The sequence below is a fragment of the Bradyrhizobium sp. SYSU BS000235 genome, assembly GCF_049747295.1.
GTDB lineage: Bacteria > Pseudomonadota > Alphaproteobacteria > Rhizobiales > Xanthobacteraceae > Afipia.
In genome coordinates, this window is sequence record NZ_JBMHJM010000001.1 from 3,659,637 (window position 1) to 3,685,196 (window position 25,560).

General features: G+C 57.6%; 20 protein-coding genes. 11 read left to right on the plus strand and 9 right to left on the minus strand.

Annotation, left to right across the window (positions count from 1 at the left end):
* Positions 1 to 61: 61 nt before the first annotated feature.
* From ACP0KA_RS17065 to ACP0KA_RS17090, 6 genes are all read right to left on the minus strand, one after another.
* Positions 62 to 1,174 (minus strand): glycosyltransferase, encoded by a 1,113-nt coding sequence (locus ACP0KA_RS17065; protein WP_424629922.1) that lies wholly within the window; start codon positions 1,172 to 1,174, stop codon positions 62 to 64.
* A 12-nt stretch (positions 1,175 to 1,186) separates the two neighbouring features.
* Complete coding sequence (locus tag ACP0KA_RS17070; protein ID WP_424629923.1) at positions 1,187 to 2,605, minus strand: VpsF family polysaccharide biosynthesis protein; 1,419 nt, start codon at positions 2,603 to 2,605, stop codon at positions 1,187 to 1,189.
* Positions 2,602 to 4,929 (minus strand): Wzz/FepE/Etk N-terminal domain-containing protein, encoded by a 2,328-nt coding sequence (locus ACP0KA_RS17075; protein ID WP_424629924.1) that lies wholly within the window; start codon positions 4,927 to 4,929, stop codon positions 2,602 to 2,604. Before ACP0KA_RS17075 ends, ACP0KA_RS17070 begins: the two co-directional genes overlap by 4 nt.
* Positions 4,910 to 5,998 carry an outer membrane beta-barrel protein gene (locus tag ACP0KA_RS17080; protein WP_424629925.1) on the minus strand — a complete coding sequence of 363 codons (1,089 nt, stop codon included), beginning with the start codon at positions 5,996 to 5,998 and terminating at the stop codon, positions 4,910 to 4,912. Before ACP0KA_RS17080 ends, ACP0KA_RS17075 begins: the two co-directional genes overlap by 20 nt.
* 643 nt (positions 5,999 to 6,641) lie before the next feature.
* Entirely contained in the window at positions 6,642 to 7,229 is a 588-nt protein-coding gene (locus ACP0KA_RS17085; protein WP_424629926.1) for a polysaccharide biosynthesis/export family protein, read from the minus strand.
* 170 nt (positions 7,230 to 7,399) lie between these two features.
* Complete coding sequence (locus ACP0KA_RS17090) at positions 7,400 to 8,134, minus strand: metallophosphoesterase (protein WP_424629927.1); 735 nt, start codon at positions 8,132 to 8,134, stop codon at positions 7,400 to 7,402.
* 836 nt (positions 8,135 to 8,970) lie between these two features.
* Here ACP0KA_RS17090 and ACP0KA_RS17095 point away from each other — a divergent pair.
* Positions 8,971 to 9,723 carry a sugar transferase gene (locus tag ACP0KA_RS17095; RefSeq protein WP_424629928.1) on the plus strand — a complete coding sequence of 251 codons (753 nt, stop codon included), beginning with the start codon at positions 8,971 to 8,973 and terminating at the stop codon, positions 9,721 to 9,723.
* 121 nt (positions 9,724 to 9,844) lie between these two features.
* Positions 9,845 to 10,636: an FkbM family methyltransferase gene (locus ACP0KA_RS17100; RefSeq protein ID WP_424629929.1), complete on the plus strand. Its 792-nt coding sequence runs from the start codon at positions 9,845 to 9,847 to the stop codon at positions 10,634 to 10,636.
* Positions 10,637 to 10,699: 63 nt separating this feature from the next.
* Here ACP0KA_RS17100 and ACP0KA_RS17105 read toward each other — a convergent pair whose 3' ends face one another.
* Positions 10,700 to 11,641 carry an acetamidase/formamidase family protein gene (locus tag ACP0KA_RS17105; RefSeq protein WP_424629930.1) on the minus strand — a complete coding sequence of 314 codons (942 nt, stop codon included), beginning with the start codon at positions 11,639 to 11,641 and terminating at the stop codon, positions 10,700 to 10,702.
* A gap of 116 nt (positions 11,642 to 11,757) precedes the next feature.
* Positions 11,758 to 12,579 carry a tetratricopeptide repeat protein gene (locus ACP0KA_RS17110; RefSeq protein ID WP_424629931.1) on the minus strand — a complete coding sequence of 274 codons (822 nt, stop codon included), beginning with the start codon at positions 12,577 to 12,579 and terminating at the stop codon, positions 11,758 to 11,760.
* A gap of 300 nt (positions 12,580 to 12,879) precedes the next feature.
* Between ACP0KA_RS17110 and ACP0KA_RS17115 the strand changes: the two genes are divergently transcribed.
* The 8 genes from ACP0KA_RS17115 (at position 12,880) to ACP0KA_RS17150 (ending at position 22,107) form a co-directional block, all read left to right on the plus strand.
* Complete coding sequence (locus ACP0KA_RS17115; protein WP_424629932.1) at positions 12,880 to 13,944, plus strand: ABC transporter substrate-binding protein; 1,065 nt, start codon at positions 12,880 to 12,882, stop codon at positions 13,942 to 13,944.
* Positions 13,941 to 14,729 (plus strand): ABC transporter ATP-binding protein, encoded by a 789-nt coding sequence (locus tag ACP0KA_RS17120; protein WP_424629933.1) that lies wholly within the window; start codon positions 13,941 to 13,943, stop codon positions 14,727 to 14,729. Before ACP0KA_RS17115 ends, ACP0KA_RS17120 begins: the two co-directional genes overlap by 4 nt.
* Positions 14,719 to 15,537, plus strand: coding sequence for an ABC transporter permease (locus tag ACP0KA_RS17125; RefSeq protein ID WP_424629934.1), 819 nt, complete (start codon positions 14,719 to 14,721; stop codon positions 15,535 to 15,537). Before ACP0KA_RS17120 ends, ACP0KA_RS17125 begins: the two co-directional genes overlap by 11 nt.
* Before the next feature lie 27 nt (positions 15,538 to 15,564).
* Positions 15,565 to 16,350: an enoyl-CoA hydratase/isomerase family protein gene (locus tag ACP0KA_RS17130; protein WP_424629935.1), complete on the plus strand. Its 786-nt coding sequence runs from the start codon at positions 15,565 to 15,567 to the stop codon at positions 16,348 to 16,350.
* Entirely contained in the window at positions 16,350 to 18,464 is a 2,115-nt protein-coding gene (locus ACP0KA_RS17135) for an acetate--CoA ligase family protein (RefSeq protein ID WP_424629936.1), read from the plus strand. The genes ACP0KA_RS17130 and ACP0KA_RS17135 overlap by 1 nt, the downstream gene beginning before the upstream one ends.
* A gap of 94 nt (positions 18,465 to 18,558) precedes the next feature.
* Entirely contained in the window at positions 18,559 to 19,293 is a 735-nt protein-coding gene (locus tag ACP0KA_RS17140) for a GntR family transcriptional regulator (protein WP_424629937.1), read from the plus strand.
* A gap of 8 nt (positions 19,294 to 19,301) precedes the next feature.
* The gene (locus tag ACP0KA_RS17145) at positions 19,302 to 20,999 is read left to right on the plus strand and encodes a thiamine pyrophosphate-requiring protein (RefSeq protein WP_424629938.1); all 1,698 of its coding nucleotides are present in this window, start codon (positions 19,302 to 19,304) and stop codon (positions 20,997 to 20,999) included.
* A 34-nt stretch (positions 21,000 to 21,033) separates the two neighbouring features.
* Positions 21,034 to 22,107: an ABC transporter substrate-binding protein gene (locus ACP0KA_RS17150; protein WP_424629939.1), complete on the plus strand. Its 1,074-nt coding sequence runs from the start codon at positions 21,034 to 21,036 to the stop codon at positions 22,105 to 22,107.
* Positions 22,108 to 22,174: 67 nt separating this feature from the next.
* Here ACP0KA_RS17150 and ACP0KA_RS17155 read toward each other — a convergent pair whose 3' ends face one another.
* The gene (locus ACP0KA_RS17155; RefSeq protein ID WP_424629940.1) at positions 22,175 to 23,125 is read right to left on the minus strand and encodes a cation diffusion facilitator family transporter; all 951 of its coding nucleotides are present in this window, start codon (positions 23,123 to 23,125) and stop codon (positions 22,175 to 22,177) included.
* A gap of 239 nt (positions 23,126 to 23,364) precedes the next feature.
* On the opposite strand from ACP0KA_RS17155, the gene ACP0KA_RS17160 reads away from it, so the two are divergent.
* Entirely contained in the window at positions 23,365 to 25,413 is a 2,049-nt protein-coding gene (locus tag ACP0KA_RS17160; protein ID WP_424629941.1) for a methyl-accepting chemotaxis protein, read from the plus strand.
* Positions 25,414 to 25,560 lie beyond the last annotated feature (147 nt).

The following is a 25,560-nucleotide window of genomic DNA, read 5'->3' on the forward strand; positions in this document are numbered from 1 at the left end:
CTATTTCGACTGAGGCGGTCAACAAGAATTGGTGGAGAGGCGAGGAGCGCATCAAAAGCGGTCAGGATGCACTCCGATCGCCAGAGCTTGCTTGTGAAGATTGGCTCGTTTGTGCAGATATCTGTGGCATCTGTGTGGGAGATCGGGCCAATCGTCCGATCAGATCGATGGCCGTTCTGCGGTCGGCCGCCGCGAGCGAGTTCCATCGTGAAAGATTGTGCTCACCGCGCTCGATATGCGACCTGCGCCAGTCGCTCGCACCGATGGCATGACAAATTTCGGCCGCAGCCCGGGCGGGATCGGTCGGATCGATGAAGATACCTGAATCACCAAGGACTTCGCGGAAGATGGAATCGTCCGGTGCCACAACCGGAAGGCCGGCATATTGTGCTTCGAGCAAAGGTAATCCGAGACCTTCTTCGTGCGACGTGCAGATAAAAACATCTGCGTCGCGAATGATTTGGTTGGCCCGTTCCGTGGATTGATAACCGTGAAGAACGACGCCGGGACACTGTTCGAGCGTTTGCCAGTCATCGCTCCAGCCGCGCCGGCCGATGATTTCGAGCGTCGTATCGATAAATCCCTGTTCGCGCAGAGCGGACACGATTCGCGCCGCGGCCACGAAGTTCTTGCGAGGTTCGACTGTGCCGAGCGTCACAAGGCGAAGAGAGGAACTCCTCGCCTTTCGTCCGGCGCGGTCGCCGGGCTCCAAATCGAAGACGTTGCGTACCGGAGGCCGATATAGCGTGATTTCGGCATCGGATCGGCAATAGTCGAGCAGTTTCCGCTTGGTATCGGCGGAGTTTACGAAGAAGCGCGGATAATTCTGCACGGCGAGCTTGAAGGGCGCTGCCATGTAGAGCTTTGCTCGAACATTCAGGTCCTGCCGCCGCGATAGCAGGAAAACGTCATGGATATAAGGCAGAACGCGTGATGCAAAGGGGCGCAAGAGCGGGCTCGGGGGAAAGCCGGGACATAACAAGACGGACGGTGATCCGGCCATACGCCACGGCAAGCCAAATGTCTGGGTTGTGATCATGCCGCCGGTGCCGGTCGCTTCCACAGGAACGATATCCAGCGGGGCAAGCGAGGCCGGTGAAAACAATTCGAGGGTGATGCGCTCAAGGCCGGTCACATGACGCCCCAGATGCGTATGATCAACATAGATAGGCATGAGTGTCCGGCCTCACGTCACAGGTGCAAACTTGATCGCGGAGCGAAGCTGCGTCGGTTTTGTAGTGAATGCCCGTTCTCTCGGCAGAAGCAGCGTGATCAGAATAATGAATTGTGCGAGCTGGATGTTTTTCGACGAGAAGCTCACCGAGCTCGCGGCGATCATCAGGATCAGCAGGATAATCGCCCAGATCGCTGGAACCGAACGTTTGATGATTTCGGTAAACAGGCCCAATAGTCCCAGGGTCAGCACCGTCGTGTGAATGATGCCGAACTGGGCGATCGACGAAATCCAGAAGTTTTCGATGCCGTAGTTGAGCCCGAGCTGCATCTGCAGCGCGTTCACCCGAGCCACGTTAGGTCCGAGCAAAAGCTCGTGCCAATCAAAGTGCGAGAGAAGATCGAAGGTTGCAAAGCGTGCCAATGCGCTGCCTTTGTCGGAAGAGAACCGCAGCAACATCTTGTCGAAGATACCAGCATCGAGGGCGGCAAATATGACGGCGCCGGCGGCGGCCAAGAGGCACATGGCGCCGATGACGGCGAGGAGCGGTGCCTGGCCGCCACGCAGCATCCGCAACAATTCCCGTGCGGCAAGCAAACCGATCACCGCCAGCACTGTCACCAGTGCAGTCCGGCCGCCGAATGCCATCAACGATCCCAGGCTGAACCCAATGAGCGGGACGCGTACAACGAGGGGAGGGCAAAGTGACGGACGCAGAACGAGTGCAAGAATATAGCCGGCGATCAGGCCGGACGCGGTCAGCGGGTGGCCGAGCAGGGCCGAGGAACGCCACTCTCCCACAACAACAATGTCGCCGAGGGTAAGTGGAATCAGCCGATGACCGGAAAAATACTCATAATAGCCGATGACGATATTGAGCAGGATCATGAGATGAAACGCCCAGACCAATGGCTTTTTTTGCTGCGGGGTCAGTTGCCACATGACGAGGCAGAGCAGGACCGGCAATAAGAACGTGTCAATGATCACTGTGAAGGGGCGCTTCAGGACCACCACCTGCACGAACAGGAAAGCCCAGCACAAAAGGTAGGCAATTAGCAGCTTCGATCGCGAAAACATGCGATCGAGCTCCCCGATCGGATTGCCATGTCGGATCAGCAACAGGAAAAACGCAAGTACGGTAAAGTACGTCGTCGGATGCAGCTTTTCGTAAAAGCCGCCGCCGTTGGTCAGATAGTGAATCTTCCAGTGGGCCAGCATGCCCGCTGAGAGCGTCAACGTCGAAATCACCGCGAGCAGCATCAATCCAACGATCAGCGTATTGATGGAGAGGCCGGTCCGCACAGATGTCCCGTGGATAGGCGGTGCCCGGCGATATGGCTTCAGCGCCGGATATTTCACGCGCGGCGGCAACGCGCGCGGATTACCGGGAAACGCGCGCGCGCGTCCCATAGCTGGCGGATAGTATCTCATTCCGCCGCCCCGGGATTCAGTGCCGCTGAGCCGTAAGGCTTGAGATACGCCGAACTGCGGTAATAGTCGTAGAAACGCAAGCGATTGAGATCGACGCGAGTCAGAACCGTTCCGAGGATGCGGTCGTACACCGGTCCCAGCAGATCGATAGTGTGCGAGACGACTTCTTCGGGCGTCTGGTCCCAGGAAAGTGCGAGCACGATCCGATCAGAAATCTCGGCAAGCGCGCGACCGTCGACCAATGGCACCAGAGGCGGCGAGTCGATGATGATCAACTCATACCGTTGGCGCAGATGATCCAGCGTATCGACGATCTGCTCCGAGAACATCAACTCGGTAATGATATCGACATTTCTGATGGCTGGTGACGGCAAAATCGAGAGGCCAGTGCTACGGTCAAGCAACAGCGCGCGCTCCACTGATACCTGCCCGGTGGCGACTTCAAGCAGCCCCGCATCGGCATGCGGACACAGCGCGCGGGTCAGCGCAGGATTGCGAAGGTCGCCGTCAATGAGAAGTGTCTTGATCCCCAAGGTGGCGAGCGACAGGGCGAGGTTCGCAGCTAGCGTCGTCTTTCCCTCACCATCGAGTGCCGAGGTGACAAGCACGACTTTGACCGGCTGCATTCTCAATGTGCGCTGCAGGGCCAAGCGGACGGAGCGGATCGCCTCAGCGAAGAAGGTGCCAGGCTCTTCGAGGGCATAGCGCATCAGGGGAGGTTGTAGGGCGGGAGGCAGAAGCTTCGTACTGCGCGGATCATAATGATCCAACTCGCGATGTCCGCGCTTGGCGCGCGCAGCGAGTTCGCGGGCTCCGATCAACGGCACGGCCGCGAGGGCAGGCACGCCGGAAATGGATTCCGCTTGCTCCAAGGTCTTAATGCGGCGATCGAGATAATCCATAAGGAAGGCGATCACACATCCGCCGCCGAGACCCAGCATCAGCGCAAGACCCAGGATCAGCATCGTCTTGGGAGACGACGGACGGATCGGAATGCCGGCGCGGGTCACGACCCGTGAATCCGGCATCTCCAGACTCTCTTGCGATGAAGTCTCCTTGTAGCGCGCGAGATAGGACTCGTAGAGGGTCCGATTGGCTTCGGCCTCGCGCTGCAATTCGTGCAAACGGACCTGTGCCTCACCGGACGTTGTCGAGACGCCCTGTAACTGATCCAGGCTCTGCTTCAATGAGGCTTCCCGTGACTTGGCAACATCGTAATCGTGCTGCGTGCTGCCGACGATACGCTTGATCTCTTCATTGATCAGGCGCTGAGTGTCCTGCAGCTGCGCCCGAACATTGGTCACCAGGGGATGACGCGGGCCGTATTTGCTGGTCAGGTCAGCTTCGTTCTTCGCAATATCGGCGTATTGCGTGCGAAGTTTGGTGATCATGTCCGAGGAAATCGCAGCCGTGATGCTGCCGGGGTCGCCGCCTGACTTCGCCAGTTGCTTGACCTGATCGTATTTCGCCCCTGCCTCGGCCGTCTGCACGCGCGCAGAGATGAGCTTGTTGTTGAGATCGGTGATCTGCTGATCGTTGACGGTCACGCCCTGGGCAACCGAGAGGTTGTTGTCGGCGCGGAACTTCTCCACCGCCTGTTCGGAGGCAACGACGCGCGACTTCAGTCCTTCGATCTGGCTGTTCAGCCAGCTCGCGGCGATCTTGGTGGCGTCGTATTTGGCGCGAACCTGCTCCTCGAAATAACTATCGGCGATGGCGTTGGCGATCTTGGCGGCCTTTTGAGGCTCTTCCGAGCTGATATTGATATCGACAAGGAAAGTTGTTCCCTGCCGCAGCACCTTCATGCGTTTCTGAAGGATTTCAATGGATCTCGCCATCGCGGCATCTTCGGCGCTTGCGCCGGACGATGGAGCGCTGCCGGCGAGCAGCAGTCTGATCGGATAGAGGATCGGATCGAGCAAGCTGGCGTGCGGAATGAACTCCGGATCGGCGGTCAATTTTAGTTTCTCGACGACACGCCGCAAAATCGCGACCGACTGTATGAGAAGCGCCTGGCTCTCGATGGTGGCATCGTCGGTGCCGAAGTTCGTCAGCACCTGCTGGTTGCTGTTGTCAACGACATTCGCGCGGCGCGGATCTACCAGCACCGTCGATGTTGCCGTATAGCGCGTGGTGGCAACCGTCACATAGGCGAGCGCAAGAGCAAGCAGCACCGCCGGCACCGCCGCAAGGACCCTCCAGCGCCGCCGCAGGATACGGACGAGCTCCCGTAGATCTACCGTGGGCTGTTGCCAGCCTCCGACAGTTGATCCGATAGGATTATCCGGGAGCTGATGATCGTAATCAGAATTGCGCTGTAACATTTATTCCGACCTGATGTTTGTCGTAGCTGAAGGTGGGAATATTGCTGTTGCGTTCTGAATATCTGTGGAAGAGCGAAATCGCTCCGTATCGATTGATAAGATACTTGATACGCGCATCGGTAGTTGTGACCTTGTCTATGCGCGGTTGTCCAAAAAAGCGGTCATTCTCATAACCGGCTGCGAGAGAAACAATAACATTGCGACGCAACTCGTAATCGGTGCCGACCTGCACTGCGTTCGCTAGCACACCCGTTGCACTCGTGTCTGACGTTTGGGTGACGAGTTGTTCTGCCTTCAAGTGCACGTCGACAAGCCGCGTCGGCCGCCAGGTCAGCATCGCGCGATAAGTCGGTCCCTGGATCGTTCCGATCGTGGGATCGATAAAGCGTTGGTTGACATAGCCGCCGCCGATTTCGCCGGTGATCAGATTGCTGAACCCGATCGTGAAGCCCGAAAGCGCCCGATACCCCTGTGAGTCGAGCGGCTGGCCGGGATTGCCGCGGACGTTGCGCTGATTCCCCTCGACGGAGGTAAACCAGCCGAGGTTCGACGAGAATGCGTAATCGACGCGGCCGTGGACCGCGTAAATCTGACCGTCACGGCTGTCCTGGTTGATGACAGCACCATTCTGCGCGCGGGTCGATCCGTAGTCGTAGGAATCGACGCTGGTGCCGAGCGAAGTGGTGAGGCGATTGAATTGTTTCCGGATGGTGACATCACCGGACAGCAGGTCATATGGCGTTGGTGCGATCGCATTCGCCGGCGAGCTGACCGTCCCAACGCCTTCGTTGAGGTGGGCAATCTGGAAATTCGTAAGAACGGCGAGATCGTGAGCGATATCAAACCAGGAGTTGCCCTTGATACTGGCATTGGTCTGATTCAGGCTCGAATTCTCTTTATATACGGTCGACTGTGCATCGAGCTTCAGATCGACGCCATGCCGCTCCCAAAGCGTATGTGCACGCAAGCTCGGCTCGAAGACGGCAGCGAAGTCGGACTGCGGGTTGGTGTTCGATGAGAAGACGTTGCTGTCGAAGAAGCCGCCGGAGATCAGAGACGGGTTGAACATCCACGATCCGGCGCGGACTCCCACTGGTTCGTATCCGGGCTGCTGTCGGCTTTTCACAGGCATATCCTCGGGTTGAACTGGTTCGCGTGTCGTCGGATCGGTCAGGTCGGGCATCGCGTTCGGTTCGAACACTTGCTGCGCGTTCCAGGGTGGTGCGACTCGATCAGTCGTGGATTGGATCACCTGTGCGTTTGCTGGTGACGCAAGGCCGAGCACAAGCGCCGTCGCCGGCCAGCTTGCGACCTTTAACTTTCGCAGCAGAGGAGAATCCGCAGCTGCTGCTGATGGTCGTTCTCGTGTCAAATCCAACATCACTAACGCGGTACGCTTCATTACTTGTCCCTTGCGGGAGACGCATATGTTGGATGGAAACAGCGAACGTCCGATACCTCTCCGTTGCCTCCAAAATCATCACTCTCGCCGATAGAGTCAGCAGCATCAGACTTCTTGCGAGTCAGTCGCTTCGCGCACCTTCATCGTGACTTGTGCATCAGATGTAGATTTGCGTTTAAGAACGCGCGGTGTTGCGATTTGTTTCCGCGTCGCAAAATATTACGCATTCCAAAGAGACGAGACTATGGCGGAACAAGCAAGATGAGATGTCACAGCTTCAGCTGTGTGTGAGAGGCATCGTGTTGCTGTATTAAAACCATCGCTCCGGGATTCGAATGTTGTCACCCGGAAAAACCAGAACCGGCGCGTCAAGCGCAAACGTCTCTTCAACAGTGCTTCCGGAACGACGGAGGAACACTTTATCTTCGTTAGCGCGGTAGGTGAATCCGCCGGCGCTTGCAATCGCATCAAGCACCGTCATGCCGACGCGATAAGGGTATTCGCCGCTCTTCTTGACCTCGCCAAGAATGTAGAATGGGCGATAGAGTGCAACTTCAACGTTTACGCGCGGATCCTTCACGATGCCTTTTGCAAGAGCACTTGTGATCGCTCGTTCGAGTTGCTGCGTCGTCAGGCCGGAGGCTTTAACTCTCCCTGCAAGCGGGATTGAGACATATCCGTTGCTATCGACTTCATACTCGCCGGTCACGTCGCCTTCGCCGTAAACCTTGACGCGAACTCTGTCCGTCGGTCCGAGGATATAAGTGCGCGCGGCGGAACCGACTGAAGTGCTTTTCGTTTGTGCGTTTGCACTTATAAGCGTGCCAGATACGCCGTTGAAGGCGACAATTGCACATACGGCGATCGCAGCAGATTTGCGATGAAGGAAATACGACATGAGTCTCACCCCGCGTGAGTAATAAGATCTTTGCATGAACCGAATGTCGCGGTCATGCCCCCAGTTTTCGGGCGGGATGATAGTCGGGCAAAGAAGGCAAAAGAATGTGAGGCGAGTTCCAGTGTGTCGTTAGTGTCGATTTCGCGCGTCGAAAAAGTGTCAAACCAACATTAAAGTATGATGATGCGATCACCTTCGATGGCGATGCACGTCAGAACTCCGGTTCTCCAAGCGCCTGTATCGATGTTGATTCTGTTCGTTAGAATTTCGACGTGCTCGATCGGCGTGTGACCGTGCACGACAACCTTGCCGTGATTCAGTGTCGAGTTGAGGAATTCATCACGAATCCAGAATAGATCCTCTGTCTGCTGATGCTCGATGGAAATCCCTGGCCTGATGCCGGCGTGCACAAATAGAAAGTCTCCGCATGTGAAACTGTTGCGAAGACATCGGAGAAACAACTCATGCGTGCGCGGAAAGGCGTGTAGCAGTGCCTGCTGCAAATCGTAGGGCGAGGTTTTGAATTGAGAGTAGCCGATGCCGTAAGATGCAAGAGTGTGTAACGCTCCTAATTGTATCCAGTGGTCGATAACGGCGGGTTCGTAGAAGAATGTTTCGAGAAATGTCTCGTGGTTGCCGCGCAGGCAGATGGCGTGTTGTCTCACCATGCGGACTGCAAGTTGATCGATTACGCCCTTTGAGTCGGGGCCACGGTCGATGTAATCGCCAAGATAGATCTCCTGCGCGTATTTGACCGGCCTGCGCCGAAGGTCGTCATCGATGCGTTCGGTGATTTCGGCCAACAAGTCTGCACGGCCATGAATATCGCCGATTGCATAGATGCGCGTATCCGGTGGCGCCGAGGCAGATACAAATTCCTGGAGGTGAGTGGGACGGGGGCGCATGGGCTCTGAGAGCTGAGTGGCGGTTCCACGACCGTGCGGGACGTCGCGGACCTAAACCGTCAGAGCATACCCGTGATTATTGCAGCGGGCAAAGACGCCGGTTTCAGTAAATCTTAGAAGAAAATCGCCCGGATTGCGATGATAATAGCAATCCATGCCGCCACATTCACAAGGATGAGTCCATTTCTGAGCCGACGATTTGGACCCTCGGCTCGCAGCGGTGATGGAAGGATGTTCGCGTCATCAGCGATCATCGATGGCTCCGCCGAAGGCTGACGTGACGAGAATGAGTCGTCGCGCGCCGTATTGTCGATCTTGTGTAGTCTGACAATCATTTGGTGGCTCGATAGAGCTGATGCACTAATGCTCGGAAAACGAGCTTACAAGTTGTGGTTTAGTTTTTAGTGAACAGCACCGCCAAAAATTTCATCGCCAGCTGGCGTATTTTCATCCACTCAACCATGCACCTCTTGAATTCGATAAGCGACTCTAAATTTCAGAGTTGCGACCGTTTGTGATCTTGCATGGCTGCAGTCACAAAAGCGCAGCGCATAATTGCAGCAATCAGTCTAAGCGCTTTTGATTTCGAAGCTATTCCGCGTTGCACAATCGTTGCATCACTGTCTCGCTATCTACATGCGCGAACTTTCCTTTTTCGCGCCCAAATTCGTACAAAACTTTAGGAAAAGTTTAGCGACGGAGTACGGATGGCGTCTTGATAGTGGTTTGAATCTCGCTGACGCGAGATAGCAGATTGCTCGCGTGAATGCTGATTGCTCCGAATGTGCGTTGGTTCCATCCGGCGGAATGCCGCAATTCAGCAGAGAGCAAAAGCTATGGCTTCAGTGACAGCGCGTTTTGTTCAGGACAACAACGCATCTTTGTGGAAGGGCTCGAGGTTCATTTCGGTCCGCCCTGTCGAGAATGCGGGAAGCAGCACTGTCTATCGCAATCGCCGCGCTGTCCGGGTTCCGCATGGCGAGCCGGCTTCGTCTATCGGCAAGCGCGTGTTCGACATCGCTGCCGCAGGCGGGGCGTTGCTATTTTTCGCACCGCTCTTCATCGCAATCGCTGTGGCGATCAAGACGACCTCGCGAGGGCCGGTGCTCTTCCGGCAGAAGCGATACGGATATCGCAACCAGACTTTCACAATCTATAAGTTCCGCTCGATGTACGCGTCTCTGGGTGACGCGTCAGGCGTCCAGCAGACGGTGCAAGGCGACGCGCGTATCACGCGTGTCGGTCGCATTCTTCGCAGCACGAGCCTCGATGAGATCCCCCAGCTTATCAATGTTGTGAAAGGCGATATGTCCCTCGTCGGGCCTCGCCCGCATGTTCCGGGAATGCTGGCCGCGAACATGATTTATGAAGATCTAGTGCCCTATTACTTCCAGCGCCATGCTGCCCGGCCGGGCATTACGGGGCTGGCACAAGTGAGTGGTTGCCGTGGCAGCACGGCGGAAGCTCGGCTGGCGGTTGCGCGCATCAACTACGATCTTGAGTATATCGAGAAGTGGTCGCTGCGGACGGACATTGCCATCATCATGAAAACCGTGCGGCGTGAATTTCTGTCCGGCAACGGGTCCTAGTTTCCAAGATCTGCCTTATCGTGCAGCGCGCTCCGTAGCGAACTTTGGAATGGAGCGAACCAGGCTGTCTTTTTCCTTCTGAAATTTCCCGAATTTTCGATCGTCATCAGGGAGGACAGCCATGAATGCTGTGCGACAAGCCAAGAACATGCTCAAAGAGGCGTTTCCGTCACTCTGGTTGCAGTGGCATCTCATGCATCGACCGAAAACGGCGGAAATCGAGCTGTCATTCCTGCACAAGATCATTGCGAAAGATGCGCTGACGATCGATGTCGGTGCCAATTGCGGACTCTATACCCGCGAATTGGCGCGTCTTTCAAAGAACGTCCATGCGTTCGAGCCGTCGCGGCAGATGGCGGATGTGCTGCGGCAGACATCAGCCGCGAATGTGGAGGTTCATGAGGTCGCCTTGTCCGATCACGAAGGACGGGCGGATCTTCTTATCCCGCAAGGAGAGCAGGGAGCCGTTCATGGGCTTGCGTCGCTTGAGCCACAAGTTGCGCAGGCGGCTGAATCATGCGTCGCTCTCAATGTCCCCATGGCGCGTCTTGATGCCGTGGTCCAGGAGGATGTCGCTTTTGTCAAAGTCGACGTCGAAGGGCACGAACTCAATGTTCTCAATGGCGCGGTTGATCTGATCGAGCGATGCCGCCCGGTGTTCCTGGTTGAAGCAGAAGACCGGCACCGGGAGGGGGCCACAAGATCTGTTTTCGAGTTCTTCGATGACCACGGCTACGATGGCTTCTTTATCGAGGACGGCGACATCATGGCTGTCGACGAGTTCGACGCCAGGATCTTCCAGGATCCAACGTCGCTCCTGCCCAATGGCGGGCGCAAAGCAGGCCGCGCCTATATCAACAATTTCTTTTTCTTCCCGGCAAATATGGATGGATTGGCGATTCTCAGCGCCTAATTCACTTCTTTTGTCGGCCAGTCGCGGACGTGCGCAAGGCACGTCCGCATGCGTGTATGTGCGTTAGCCGCCTGCGACCGACTTCGCGATCATGCAGTGAATGCCCTTCGAGCCATTCACAGTCTGTGTCACGCGAAGGTCGGCGGCAAGGCTGCACAACATATATGCATCCTCGCGAGAGAGCTTGGAGGTTTCCCCCAACAGCACGATCATGTCGCGGAGCGCCCGGATCGCGCATTGATCGAGGTCGGGGTCCATCGCCATCGTAATATAATGCGTCGGTGTTTCCGCCCGTGGATAGGTAAAACGCAAATCCTTGCGCACCTTGAATGCGAAGCGCCCCTGCAGGGCGGTCTCGATCGCGGTGACGCAGACTTCGCCGTCGCCCTGAACCGCATGACCGTCGCCGCAGGAGAACAGCGCGCCGGGAACGAAGACCGGAAGATAAAGCTTCGCGCCGGGGAGCAGCTCCTTGTTGTCGAGATTTCCACCCATGGCACGGGGAATGAGCGACGTGATCCGGCCCCAAGCTGGCGGAGGCGCGACTCCCATCACGCCGAAAAATGGCGAAAGCGGCAGATCGAGGCCCCACGGCATACGGCCGACCATGCGCTTTCGATCAAGCGGAATGTTGAGCAACCGCATTTCGTGGAAATCATCTGGCAGCGTGCCGCTGAGAGGACGGATCATATTCCATCCCCAGTCCGTGAGCAGCTTGATGTCGAGAATTTCAATCTCCAGCACGTCGCCGGGCTCGGCACCTTCCACTGCAATCGGGCCGGTCAGAATATGGCCGGGCAACATCCGCTCGTTCTTCTCGTGGATTTCATGCATTTCCGGCGGAATGAAAAACTTGGTTTTGTCCGGCAGCATGTCCGGTCCGCCACTCACTGTATCGACGGTAACTTCGTCGCCGCTTGCGATGGTAAGAATTGGTTTCAGTTTGGATTCGAAAAAGCCCCAGTGACAGTTTTCAGAACCGGCGCGAAGATGATGGTGAGCCACGATGAACTTCCGTTGGAATGAGGAACGCGAGTCTAGGAATCGGTTTTGTATAAGCTGGACGTCAGCCTTCTAGCATCGCGATACGGATTTGCCGAGGGATGTGAAGGCCGGCACCGTTAATCAGCCGGCGTGCCGGCACTTGCAAGTCTGGCCGCGCGTGCGTCCGCATAACGCGCCATCTCACGCAGACGCGGCTCGGGATGGTCCGACAGCACCTTTGTCATCTCGCGGCAGAGCTCGATGTGTGATTGATTGATGGCGAGGCGAAGCCAGGGTAGGGCATCGTCGAGCCTGCCCTGTTCAATGAGAATTTGTGCGTGGCTGTATTGTCCTCGGAAATCGCCGGCTTCGGCTGAGCGGCGAAACCATTGGACCGCCTCGGCCGGATCTCGTGTGCAGCCCCAGCCGTTTTCGTAGCAGCGTCCGACCATGTTGAGTGATTTGATGTGGCCTTGCTCGACGGCGCTCATAAAGAGGCGGAATGCCTCATCGGTATCACGCGCCACGCCTTTTCCTTCAAGCAACAGACATCCGAGATTGAACCGGGCCCAATCGGACGATTTCGCCGCGGACTCGCGGTAGTGCTCAGCGGCCTTTTCGAAATCGGGCGGCGTGCCCCATCCAAGCTCGTGGCATCGCCCCAGCATATTGATGGCGTCGGCACGCTTGCTGCGCGCGGCAATACCGAACCAGCGGAATGCTGCCTCGGGATCGCGCTCGGTGCCGATACCGTCCAGCAGCATTTGAGCCCAGTGAAGCTGTGCATCGAGATGGCCATAGGTGGCGGCCGCATAGATCCATCGCGCGGCTTCACGCGGCTCCTTGGAGAGAATCGCGTCCCATTCTTCCTTACTCAGGTTCTCGAGCTGGCTGAGATAAATCGTCTCATCAAAATTTTTTTTCTGACGCTTTCGCTTTGCAAAAAATTTTGAGGGCAAAGAAAGCAAGGATCGGATGACGCGCATAAGGTCCTTTATCTTGGCTCAGGCCAGTCACGCTGGCGATGCTTTAACACGTTGAGCGTGTGAGTGATTGTCGAAATCCAAGTTCGTACTTTTCAAATCAGACCACTTGGTCATTCCATGCTTCTTACGGTGTTCGTTGTCTCTCGTCGCTACTGCATTGCACGATATTTGATGCATTGCCTCTAAACTCACCGTTGGTTGCACAACCTTTCCGCGCACAGTTAACTAGGTAACTGGTAGACTAGTTATGCCGGATTTACTGGAGGGGTTGCTATGGCGATCTTCGGCCGACATCTGTGTCTGTTGCTGCTGTTTGTTCTGTTCAGTGTGCTGCCTGCGTCCGCGCAAACCAAAATTCGATACCTGCTGACCTCACCAACGCCGAATGTCGCGGAAGCCGCGCATTCTTCCGTGCCCGACAAGCTTGGTTACTGGAAAGACGCCGGGCTCGACGTCGAGGTTAAACCTTTCGCCGGTTCAACCGGCGCCACGCAGGTGGTGATCTCCGGCAGTGCCGAGTTCACCATGGCAAGTCCTGAGGCTTTGCTTGTTGGCCGCCAGGAAGGCGCAAACATCAAGGGCGTCTACAACCACACGCGGGAATCGATCTATACGATCGCCGTTCTCAAAGACAGCCCGATCAAGAAGCTCGAGGACCTCAAGGGCAAGACCATCGGCGTCGTCAGCCTTTCCAGCGGTGCGACGGCGGTCGCAAAAGCCATGCTGCGTGGTGTCGGCTTCGATCCGGAGAAGGATGTGAAGTGGTTGCCGATCGGCCTTGGTCCGCAATCGGCCAATGCCCTGAAGTCCAATCAGGTCGATGCAATCGCGATGTGGGACTGGGCTTACGCCGTTCTCGAAAACTCCGGTTTTCAGTTCAGGCAGTTTGAAACGCCGACCACGTCCAAGCTTCTGGCGCTCATGCTGATTACCAATGGTGATTTCCTGAAAGCCAACCCCGGGGCGGACATGAAGTTCGCGCAAGGCATCGCCAAGGGTGTGTTGTTCACGCTGACTAATCCCGAGGCCGCCGTGCGCATTCATTGGGAGAAGTATCCGGCGTCCAAGCCGACGAATATTCCCGAAGCGCAGGCATTGAAGGAGGCGGTGCACGTGCTGCAGGCGCGTCTTGCCAAGTATCGCCTTGAAGGCCGGGCTGATCCTCGCTTTGGCGCATTTACCGCCGACGAATGGAACCTGACGCAGAACTTCTTCTTCGATGTCGGTGTCATCAAGAAGAAATTGGATGTGGGTGATTACTACACCAACGACCTGATCGACCAGGTGAATAACTTCGACAAGGCGGCGATCATCAAGCAGGCAGAGTCCTACAAATGAGCGCGTCCGTGCGTCCGCTCATTGATGTCTGCGATGTTCAGAAGCAGTTCCGCTCCCGGTCCGGGACATTCCTGCAAGCGCTCTCGGATACGTCGCTGGCGGTTCAACCCAAGCAATTTGTCTGCATTGTTGGGCCATCCGGCTGCGGCAAGAGTACGTTGTTACGTATGATTGCCGGTTTGGAGACGGCATCAAGCGGAAAGATCCTGATTGACGGTGTTCCGGTGTCGAGTCCGCGCCGGGATATCGGGCTGGTGTTTCAAAGTCCGGTCATGCTGCCGTGGCGAACCATCCTCAAGAATGTTCTCGTGCCAGCCGAGGTGATGAAGAGCGATCGGGCGGCGTCCTTGCAGCGCGCGCACGACTTGCTCAAGCTGGTCGGCCTTGAAGGCTTCGGTGACCGCTATCCGGATGAGTTGTCAGGCGGCATGCGTCAGCGTGCGGCGATTGCCCGCGCACTGATGCATGATCCCGAGATTCTGTTGATGGATGAACCGTTCGGCGCGTTGGATGCTCTGACGCGAGAGGCCATGAATCTCGAGCTACTGCGCATCTGGCAGTCCAGCATGAAGACCGTGGTTCTTGTTACGCATTCGATCGAGGAAGCGTTGTTGCTTTCCGACAAGGTTGCGGTGTTCGCGCCGCGGCCGGGATTCGTCCGCGACTTGCTCGACGTGCCGATCGCGCGGCCGCGATCCGCAGCCACACGGTCCGATCCGACGTTCATCAGCCTTGCTGAAAGACTACGCGGCTACTTCGAGGCAGAGACGGCACATGCAGGTTGAGAAGGACAGCGAGAAAAACGCACGAATGGTAACGCTGTTTGCAAGGTACGCGCCCCCCTTTGTCGGCGGTGTCGTTCTTTTGCTGGCGTGGGAGTTCATTCCCGCGTTCTTCAACGTCTCGAAGCTGCTGTTGCCTCCGCCGTCGGCCATCGTCCGATCCCTCTGGGTGATCTACGACAGGGGGCTGCTCGTCGATAACTTCCTTATCACGCTGGCCGAGGCTCTGTTGGGCTTCGCCTTTGGATCGGTTACAGCGATTTTTTTCGCCTTCGTGGTGACGCGTTCGCTGATCCTCGAGCGCACGCTGATGCCGTATCTGGTGGGCCTTCAGGCGCTTCCGAAGGTCGCGCTGGCGCCGCTGATCGTGGTTTGGGTCGGGATCGGTATCGAATCGAAGATCCTGATCGCCGCGATCATTTCCTTCTTTCCCGTGCTCATCAATGCGATCGTCGGTTTTTCGACGGTCGAGGCGGAGAAGCTCGATTTGATGCGCTCGCTGGTCGCCTCCGGCTGGCAGAAATTCCGCATCGTGATTTTCCCGAACTCGCTGCCTTTCATTTTTGCCGGTTTGAACGTCGCGATCGTGCTCAGCATCACCGGTGCACTGGTCGGTGAATTCATCGGCGCCGATCGCGGGCTCGGCAATCTTCTGATGCAGCTCAACTACAACATGGATATCTCCGGCATGTTCGCGGTGCTCGTCGTGCTCGCGCTGCTCGGCATTATTCTCTACGCGCTCGTACGCTTTCTCCACGTTCGTTTCGTGTTCTGGGCCAAGCCGGACAATCTACGTTCCGGCTCCAACTAACCTGTTTCCAACTGGAAGGAGTCAACCTTGTCAGAGTCTCTCGTCCGTCTTGAAAAGCACGGTGCCATTTCTATCGTCACGCTTGACAATCCTCCGGTCAACGCAGCATCCACGAAGCTGATGAACGCGCTGCATGCGCGTCTCGACGAAGTCGAGCGGGACAAAGAAGCGCGTTGCGTGATCCTGACCGGGGCTGGCGAGAGAGCATTCTGCGCCGGCGGCGATCTGCGAGAAGAGAAGGATTTCGGCAGCCCGGAAGCCTCCAAAGCGTTCCGCGCGTTGGGGCGGAAAACGCTCAATCGCCTCGAACTGTTTCCGATTCCAATCGTTGCGGCGATCCATGGCTACTGCATCGGCGGCGGTACAGCGATTGGATGGGCCTGCGATATTCGTCTTGCGGCGGACAATACCGTGTTCCGCGCAGGCGATGCGTATATCGGAATGGTGCCGAGTTGGGGCATGGGCCTGACGCGTTTGCCGCGTTATGTCGGCCGTAACCGTGCGCTGGACATCTTGCTGCTGGGACAGGATTTCGATGCGAAGACCGCCCATGAATTCGGCCTGGTCACCCGCGTGGTGAAGAAAGAAGACCTCGCGAACGAAGCAATGAAAGTCGCCGAGCGTATCGCCACCGCCTCGCCAACGGCAATCAAGGCCACGCGCGATGCCATTGCCTTCAACTCGCGCGAGACCTGGAAGGACATGGTCGATTTCGAAATCGAGATCTGCGAGAAGGTCTTCGCTCATCCCGACGCGCATGAGGGACCAAAGGCATTCTCCGAAAAGCGTAAGCCAAAGTTCGGAGCCCTTTGATGGGTGTTCAAAGCCTGCTCAAGCCAAAATCAATTGCCATTGTCGGAGCCTCGGAGAAGGTCGGTCCGGGGTTCAACGCGGTCAAGGCGCTTGAATTCGTGGGCTATGACGGCGAAGTCCATCTCGTCAATCCACGCTCACCGGAGCTGTTCGGCCGCCGCACCTACGCGTCGCTCGACGACATCCCGGGAAGCGTTGACGCTGTTTTCGTTGCCGTAGGAGCCGAGGCGGTCGTCGACGTTGCCAGGCAGTCCGTCCGAAAGGGTGCGGGCGCCATGGCGATCTTGTCGAGCGGTTTCGGCGAGACAGAGGATGGCAAAGCGGCCCAGCAGGCTTTGGTGGACATCGCAGAAGCAAATGACATCGCCGTGTGCGGGCCGAATTGTCTTGGGCTTCTGAATTTCGTTGGACGCGCCGCGCTGTTCGGCACGTCCTTGCCTGATCATGTCGGTCGCGGCGGCGTCGCCGCGATCGTGCAGAGCGGGTCGGTCGGCATTGCGCTGCTCAATTCCGCCAGGGGCATCGGCTTCAGCTATCTGATCACCACGGGGAATGAGGCCGTTACGGCCGCGGCGGATTATATCGACGCGGTGATCGACGATCCGAATGTCACGACGATTCTGGTATTTGCCGAGCAGATCAAGAAGCCGGCGGCGTTCATGAGCGCGCTACGTCGGGCGCGCGATGTCGGCAAGCCGGTCATCGTCCTCAAGAGCGGCCGCTCGCAGTCGGGCAAGGCGGCGGTGATGGCACACACCGGTGCGATTGCCGGAAGTGATGAGGCCTGTGATGCTGCGCTGCTTGCTGCCGGCGCGATGCAGGTTCATTCGATCGATGAACTGATCGAGACGGCGCTGCTCGCGTCGAGTATTCGCGTACGCCCGATAGGTGCGCAGATCGGCGGATTGTCTCTCTCCGGGGGCGAGATTGCGCTGGTGCTCGATGCTGCCGAAGAGCTCGGCGTTGAATTTGCGCCGCTCGGTTCATCACAGCCGAAGGTGAAGGAATTGCTTCCGCCCTTTGCGCATCTCTCCAATCCGTTGGATCTGACTTGGGCAGGCCTATACGACCCAGCCGTCGCTAGGGATTGCGCACATGCGATCGCGTCGCAGTCGGACGTCGGGATGCTCGTCCTGATCCAGGATGCGCCCAGCCGGCTTGGCGTTCAGCAGGCAACTCGTTACTCGAAGCTGCTTGAAGCGGTTGCGAACGGCGCCGCAGCGGCCAACACGCCCGTCGTGGCGTTGTCGAATGTGTCGGACCAGCCGCATTCGGCGCTTCAGGAGGTCGCTGACAAGGTCGGGATTCCCTATCTGCGCGGGACGCGCGTCGCGCTGTCCGCGATCTCTCATTACCTGAAATGGTCGGCGCATTCGAAGCCGAATCTGGCTGCGGATTCAGCGAGCGCGGCGCGCCTGGCTAAATCCGGTCTCGACATGGTGCCGTCGCATCGTTTGGCCGCGGAGCACGAGGCGCGCGATGTGCTCAAGAGTTACGGCGTCGAAGGACCGCGGGAGACATTTGCAACCTCGGTGAATGACGCAGTTGTTGCCGCGGAGGAGATCGGTTTCCCGATTGTGCTGAAGGGGCTCGTCGAAAACATGGTGCACAAGTCCGATGCAGGACTTGTGAAGGTCGGCCTCACATCGGCTGACGCCGTGAGAAGCGCTGCCGAAGCGATGCTGGTATCTGCCGCCAAGGTGGAAGGCAAATTTCTTGGCTTCCTGGTTCAGCGCAAGGTCTCTTCGCTCGGCGAGATCTTCGTCGGCGCAAGGGTCGATGCGGATTTCGGTCCGTTGATCGTCGTTGGTGCAGGCGGCGTTCAAGTCGAACTCTACAAAGATGTCGCCATTCGGCTTGCGCCAATTGATGAAGATGCGGCGAGAGAAGCGATCGCCTCGACCAAGGTCGCCCAGCTTCTGGGCGGTTTTCGTGGGGCACCTGCTGGCGACATCCAGGCGGTGGCACGAACGGTGAGTGCACTGTCGCGATTTATGGCGGATTTTTCCGATCGCATTCATGAGATCGAAATCAATCCGCTTGCTGTGCTCGAAAATGGGAAGGGTTGTCTCGCGCTGGACTGCGTGCTGATTCCGAAAGGACACGCGCACTAGAGCTTCGGTTCTGATTGCATCAGAATCGAAGCTTTAGATTCTTGTTTTGACGCGTTTTTCTTCAAGCGAAAACGCTCTAGACCGGACTCGAAGAATGATAGGCAGCACTCTGAACAACGATCTCGGGAGAGCAGGACTGGCATATCGCGAGATCAAGCGTCGCATTACCGAGTTGGTTTACAATCCGGGCGACAAATTGTCTGAAGTCCGGATCGCCAACGAACTCGGGTTTGGCCGCTCGCCGGTGCGAACCGCATTCTCTCGCCTCCAGAGCGAAGGCTGGATCGAGATCTCGCCGCAAAGCGGTACCTTCGTTCGCGGTCTTTCAGACATCGAGATCACGGAAATTCTCGAAACTCGGCTTGTTCTGGAAGCCTATCTTGCGGGCCGTGCGGCGAAGAAGATCACGGATGCCGAGCTGGCGAATCTTCGCGCCGCCTTTGCGGCTTTTGGCGAAAGGGTCGCCAGCGACAAGCTGGACGACTACCTCGAGCTCGATCTGCAGTTTCATCTCGCGATCTATAAAGCGGCCGGCAATCAATTGATCACCGGTATTCTCACCAATCTGATCGACAAGATCTGTTGGATCAGGCGTGGCAGCGCCAATTCGCCGAACCGGATTCAGGATGCGTTTGGTGAAATTCTCGCAGTACTCAAGGCGCTCGAATCGCGCAACGAGAAGGCAGCTTCTGCTGCGATGCGGACACACATCCAGTCAACGCTCGATTTCAGAAGACGTGGCGAAACGTCGAACGACAACAAGCGTGCTTTGAGCGCGGGGCAAGAGTCTCCAACGACGCTGAAAGGGATCGCAAGGTCTCGAAAGTAAGGAGCATGATGACGACGCTTCCAAGTACAGCAGAAATTTTCCTTCGTTCGCTAGGTCGGCTCGGCGTCGAATATATCTTCGGGAACGCTGGTACCGATGCGGCGCCGATCATCGAAGCGTATGCACGGTGTGGGATGGACGGCGGCGAGAGTTTGCCGCTTCCTGTTCTGGCAACTCACGAAAATCTAGCGCTTACGATGGCTCACGGCTACGCGATGGTCTCAGGGAAGCTTCCTGCCGCCTTTGTCCATGTGAGCGTAGGTACTGCGAACGCTGTTTGCCCGATCATGAACGCAGCGCGGGAGAATGTTCCCATCCTCCTCAGCGCAGGGAGGACGCCGATATATGAGGACGATCGCGTCGGATCGCGGGACTCCTATATCCATTGGGGGCAGGAGATGTTCGATCAGGCATCCTTGCTGCGCGAGTTCGTCAAGTGGGATTACGAACTGCGTGGACCAGCCCAAGTCGAAACCGTTGTGCAGCGGGCCGTGAGCATCGCGATGTCCGAGCCGCGCGGACCGGTTTACCTCTCCCTGCCTCGCGAGGTTCTGGCAGAGCCGATGCCTGAGACGTACGACGCTGCCAAGGCTTCGCTGCTTACCCCAGCGCTTCCGTCACGCCCCTCCGCCGAAGGCGTGAGAGCTGCCGCGGAAATACTCTCCACTGCGCAAAAGCCACTGATCATTGCGGGGAATAGCGGCCGCGATCCAAGCGCGGTCTCTGAACTCGTGATGTTCACGGAACGCTTTCAAATTCCTGTCGTCCAGCATCGCCCCCGCTATATGCAGTTCCCGACGGGGCATTCGTTGCATCTCGGCTTCGAGCCAGCGGGCCTTGTGGAGCAAGCCGACGCGATTTTGGTGCTTGATTGCGATGTGCCATGGATCCCGAAGCTGTCGCCGCTGCGGCCAGACTGTCGAGTCATTCACGCAGGCCCGGATCCGCTGTTTGGAGCAATTCCGATCCGTGGTTTTCAGTGCGACCTTGCACTGACTTCCAATATCGCTGCGCTTCTGGTCGACCTCACGTCAGAGATGGAAGGACGTACCGCTGACCTCTCGGCCCGGCGAGCATGGGTGCAGGGAGAACACAGGAAGCGGATCGAAAATCGCGCGGCCAAACTCGCAAGCGCGCGCGGAATGCACCCGATACACCCGGCCTGGGTCAGCCATTGTATCGAACAGATCAAAGGCGATGCGGTCGTCATCAACGAGTATACGCTGATGCTGGATCACTGCGGCTTTAGCAAACCAGGAAGCTATTTTGGATCGAGCTCCGCTTCAGGTCTCGGTTGGGGGATGGGGGCTGCACTGGGAGCCAAGCTCGCGAAACCCGACAGTCTGGTGATCGCCACGCTGGGCGATGGCGCCTATCTCTTCGCCAACCCCGTGGCCGGGCACTATGCCGCGCATCAACACAAGCTGCCGGTGCTCTTCGTCATCTTCAACAACGGCATGTGGGATGCGGTTCGCCAAGCCACTCTTAAGGTCTACCCGGATGGTGTGGCCTCCACAGCCAACAGCCACGTCCTGACCGAGCTCGACGGCCTGCCCGCATTCGAGCAGGTCTGCATCGCGGCAGGAGGATATGGTGAGCGCGTCGAGCATGCCGCGGATCTGCCCGCTGCGCTCGAACGGGCGCTGAATGCGGTGCGAAATGAGAAGCGTCAGGCCTTACTGAACATCATCTGTCAACCTCGCTGAAACTGGACGCCAAGCTGGAAGAGAGGGAGCTTAAATGAAACTGTCGCGTCGCCATTTTCTTGTGTCAGGTGCAGCGCTGCCTTTCGCGGTCCAATCAAAACCTGCGCGGGCAGCAACGACCAAGATTCGCTATCTTCTGACCTCGCCGGTGCCGGACGTGGCATCGGCCGTTCATGCGTCGATTCCGAAAGTCCTTGGATACTGGAACGCGTCGGGAATCGATGTGGAGGTTGCGCCGTTCAGTGGATCGAGCGGGGCGACCCAGGTCGTGCTTTCCGGTCGCGCAGACTTTACTATGGCGAGCCCCGAGCCGCTGTTGGCCGCCAAACAGGAGGGGGGAGAGCTCCTCGCTGTCTACAATCATACGCGGGAGGCCATCTATGACGTCGCCGTAGAGGAATCTTCGCCAATCCAAAAGCTTGAAGACCTTAAGGGCAAAACGATTGGTGTCACGAACCTCAGCAGTGGTGCATATCCATTCTCGAAAGCGATGCTATCGACAGTTGGTATTGATCCCGACAAAGACGTGAAATGGCTTCCCGTCGGATTGGGGCCGCAAACCGCCAATTTTTTGCAATCCAAGCAGGTCGATGCGCTCGCCTTGTGGGATTATGCTTACGCCATTCTTGAAAATCTCGGATTCAAGTTTCGTCATTTCACGACACCCGAAATGTCGTCGCTGCTCTCCTTTATGTTGATTGGGAATGAGGGCTTCGTAGCCAAAAATCCGGAAGCGACCATGAGGATGGCGCAAGGCATAGCGAAGGCCGTGATCTTCACGCGGACGAACCCGGAAGCCGCTGTACGGCTGCACTGGAAGGTGTTTCCAGCAACAAAGCCGACGAACGTTCCCGAAGACGTGGCCCTCAAGCACGCTGTGCATGTCTCGAATTCGCGGCTCGACAAGTATCGCATCGAAGGCCGAAAGACGCCGAAATGGGGCTTCTTTGAAAAGGAGGATTGGGAGAATACGCAGAATTTTTATGAGAAAAACGGCCTCATCAAAAAGAAGATCGACGTGAGTCTCTATTACACCAATCGCTTCGTTGAGCAGATCGCCGATTTCGATCCCAATGAAATTATTGCCAGCGCAAAATCTTTCAAGTGACCTTCATGGATGGACCAACTGAATGTCTTGAAAGCCCGGACGAGCATGATCGAATACTTTAGCTCGCCTACACGATGTGCTCCGGCGCCAACGCGCATTCCGACGACGGATCGATTTCAACCTGAATCGTCGTGTGGTGAATCCCGAAATTGTCCTTGAGCTGCTGGGAAATTTCGAACAGGAATGCATCGCCCGGCTGGCCGCTCGGCATGACCAGATGACACGTCAACGCAATCTCTGTCGTGCTCATCGGCCAGATGTGAAGATCGTGAACCTGAACGACGCCGGCGCGTTTTCCGAGAAAGTCTCTAACGGCAGCCGGATCGATGGCCGCAGGCACGGCGCTCAGCGACATCGCCATGCTCTCGCGCAACAGGCCCCATGTGCCCCAGACGATGACCGCAACGATCACGAGGCTTGTCACAGGGTCGAGCCAGAGCCAGCCGGTCGCCATGATGGCGAGGCCCGCGACAACAACCCCTGCTGACACGGCCGCGTCGGCGGCCATATGCAGATAAGCTCCGCGGATGTTGAGGTCATCCTTGCGGCCAGACGCGAACAGCCAGGCGGTGATGCCATTGACCACGATGCCTGTTGTTGCAACTGCGATGACTGTGAGTTCGGCCACAGGCTCCGGATTGAAAAGGCGCAAGATAGCTTCCCAGGCAATTGCGCCGACGGCCAGCAGCAGAAAGACGGCATTGAAAAGAGCAGCGAGGATGGAAGAGCCGCGCAGTCCATAAGTATAACGCGGGGAGGGCGGCCGTTTCGACAGGATCACGGCGATCCACGCCACCACCAGCCCAAGCACGTCGGACAAGTTATGGCCGGCATCGGCGATCAAGGCCATCGAATTGCTGGCGTAGCCGAAGATCGCTTCGGCCACGACAAAGGCGGTATTCAAGCCGATTCCAACCGCGAAGGCCGTACCGAAATCGGCAGGCGCATGGACGTGGCCGCCCGGGCCATGAGCATGGCCCGCGTGGCTGTGTCCGGCGTGGTCATGCGAATGCGTCATAGTGTCTCTGGGGGCGGCTTTTTAAGTAACGTTGCCAATGAGGATATGCCCCGCCGGTAAGCTGAATACTATCACGCCCGGTCAAAGCGCTGCCTTTGTCAGCGCTCTTCATGACTATCCAGGGTTTAGTCATGAAAGAGTAGCAATTTACGCGACGTTATCCATTTCCCGGTATGGAGTTGCCCAAGGCCGGAGCATCCCGGTCGTTTTTGTATGGGCGGTTGCTTAGGGGGATTGCAATGGGCTGGTTCAAGGGCGCTGAGGCACCGAAGCAGACGAAAGCGGGCTTCCTTTCAAACCTGAGATTCCGGGCAAAAATCATGCTCGGCTTTGCCATCGTGCTCGGCATTTCCGCCATCAACATGGGCGTGGCTTATTTCGGCTTCGAGCGCGTCTCAGCCGGCATACAATCTTACCAGAATATCGTTTCGGAGACGGACGGCGCCCGCGATATCGATCGCGAACTGACGTCCTACCAGCTTCTTGCAAGATACTTTGCCGTCACCGGCGCTGAGACGGATGAGAAAGCGGCCCGCGCTGCGGAAGCACAGCTCGGCAAGGCGATCGAACGCGCGGCAAAGGTTGCCAGCAGCGAAAACCGCGAAAAGATCCAGAGGCTGTCCGAAAAGTTCAACGAGTTCGCCAAGCTCTTCGCAAACGTCGTTCAGCTCAAGAGCGAGAATGCGGCACTGGCGTCGAACCAGTTGCTGCGGGTCGGAAACACTTTGCGTTACAAGTTTGACGACCTCGGGGATACGGCGGTCCTCGCCGGCCTCGATGTGCTGCAATCGACCGTGAAAGAGCTTGCGACACAGTCGGCAGCCATCACGGCGGCCGTCAGCAATTTCGTGGCCAGACCCGACAAGGCTGTTGCCAGCAGTGCGACCGCTCGGATGCAGATGCTCAAAAACAGCATCACGTCCCTGAATGTGGGGGATGAGAAGCTCGCTCCAAAGGTCAAGGAGATTACCGACCAGCTCGGTGCCTATCAGGCCAATTTCGGCAAGTTCGTTCAGAACTCGACAACGGTCGAGCAGCTCACGGCGAAGATGAACGATGCAGCCGGGGCCATCACTCAGGAAGCGCAGACCGTCAAGGAAGGGTTGCTTGCCCGGCAGACCACGCTCGCAAGTGAATCAGCGTCAGCTGCGCACAAGACCGGAAGCTTCGTGACGTATCTCGGTCTTGGCGGGCTCGTTCTCGGTGCCATTCTTGCGATGACATTAGGAACCGGTATCTCGCGTCCGATGGTCGGCATGTGCGCTGCGATGCGCGAGCTGGCAGGCGGCAATTTCGACGTGGTACTGCCGGGACTCGGCCGCAAGGATGAGATCGGGGAAATGGCCAGCGCCGTGGAAGAATTCAAGACGCGCGCGATCGAGCGGGCAGAGCGTGATGCCGCGGAGCGTGAAGCGCAAAACAAGGCGGCGAGCGATGTCCGCGGCGCGGAGCTCCGTCGCTTTGCCGACGATTTCGAACAGGCCGTCGGCGGCATCGTGTCGAGCGTGTCGTCATCGGCCGGCCAGCTCGAAGCGTCCGCCACGACGATGACGCGGACAGTCGAAGCCGCGCAGGAGCTGTCGGGCCGAGTGGCCGGCGCCTCCGAGGAAGCCTCGGCTAACGTTCAGTCGGTTGCGGCAGCAACGGAGGAGTTGTCGGCGTCGGTTCATGAGATCGGACGTCAGGTCAAGGAATCCAGCCGCATCGCCGCAGATGCTGTGAGCCAGGCCGAGCAAACCGATGCGCGCATCATGAAGTTGTCGCATGCCGCCCAGCAGATCGGCGACGTGGTCAAGCTGATCACCGCCATCGCTGAGCAGACCAATCTGCTGGCCTTGAACGCAACCATCGAAGCTGCCAGAGCCGGTGAAGCCGGGCGCGGGTTCGCCGTCGTGGCGTCGGAGGTCAAATCGCTTGCGAGCCAGACCGCGAAAGCAACCGACGAGATTTCGTCTCACATCGCCGGGATGCAGGACGCGACACAGGAGTCGGTCGCGGCGATCAAGGAGATCGGACAGACGATCGGCCAGATTTCGAAGATCGCGGGCAATATCGCAGCGTCCATCGAGCAGCAAAGCTCGGCCACGCACGAGATCTCCAAGAATGTGCAAAGCGCCGCCGCCGGCACCCACGAGATTGCCGAAAGCATTTCTGAGGTCAATCGCGGCACCAGCGAAACCGGCATGGCGTCGGGCGAGGTGCTGAATTCGGCCCAGACATTGGCCGTCGAGAGCACGCGGCTTCGTCAGGAGTTGGATCGTTTCATGGCGAACATCCGCGCCGCCTGATGACGCGTGGCTTGCCCAGCTTGACCGGCGTTCTGCCGGTGGATGCAGCAAAATAAATGTGCTTATACCTGAAACGTCGCCGGCCTCCGGCGGCGTTTCGGGCGTTTGCGGTTTGGCTCCCAGCCTCTGACTGGCGTCCCTCACCAA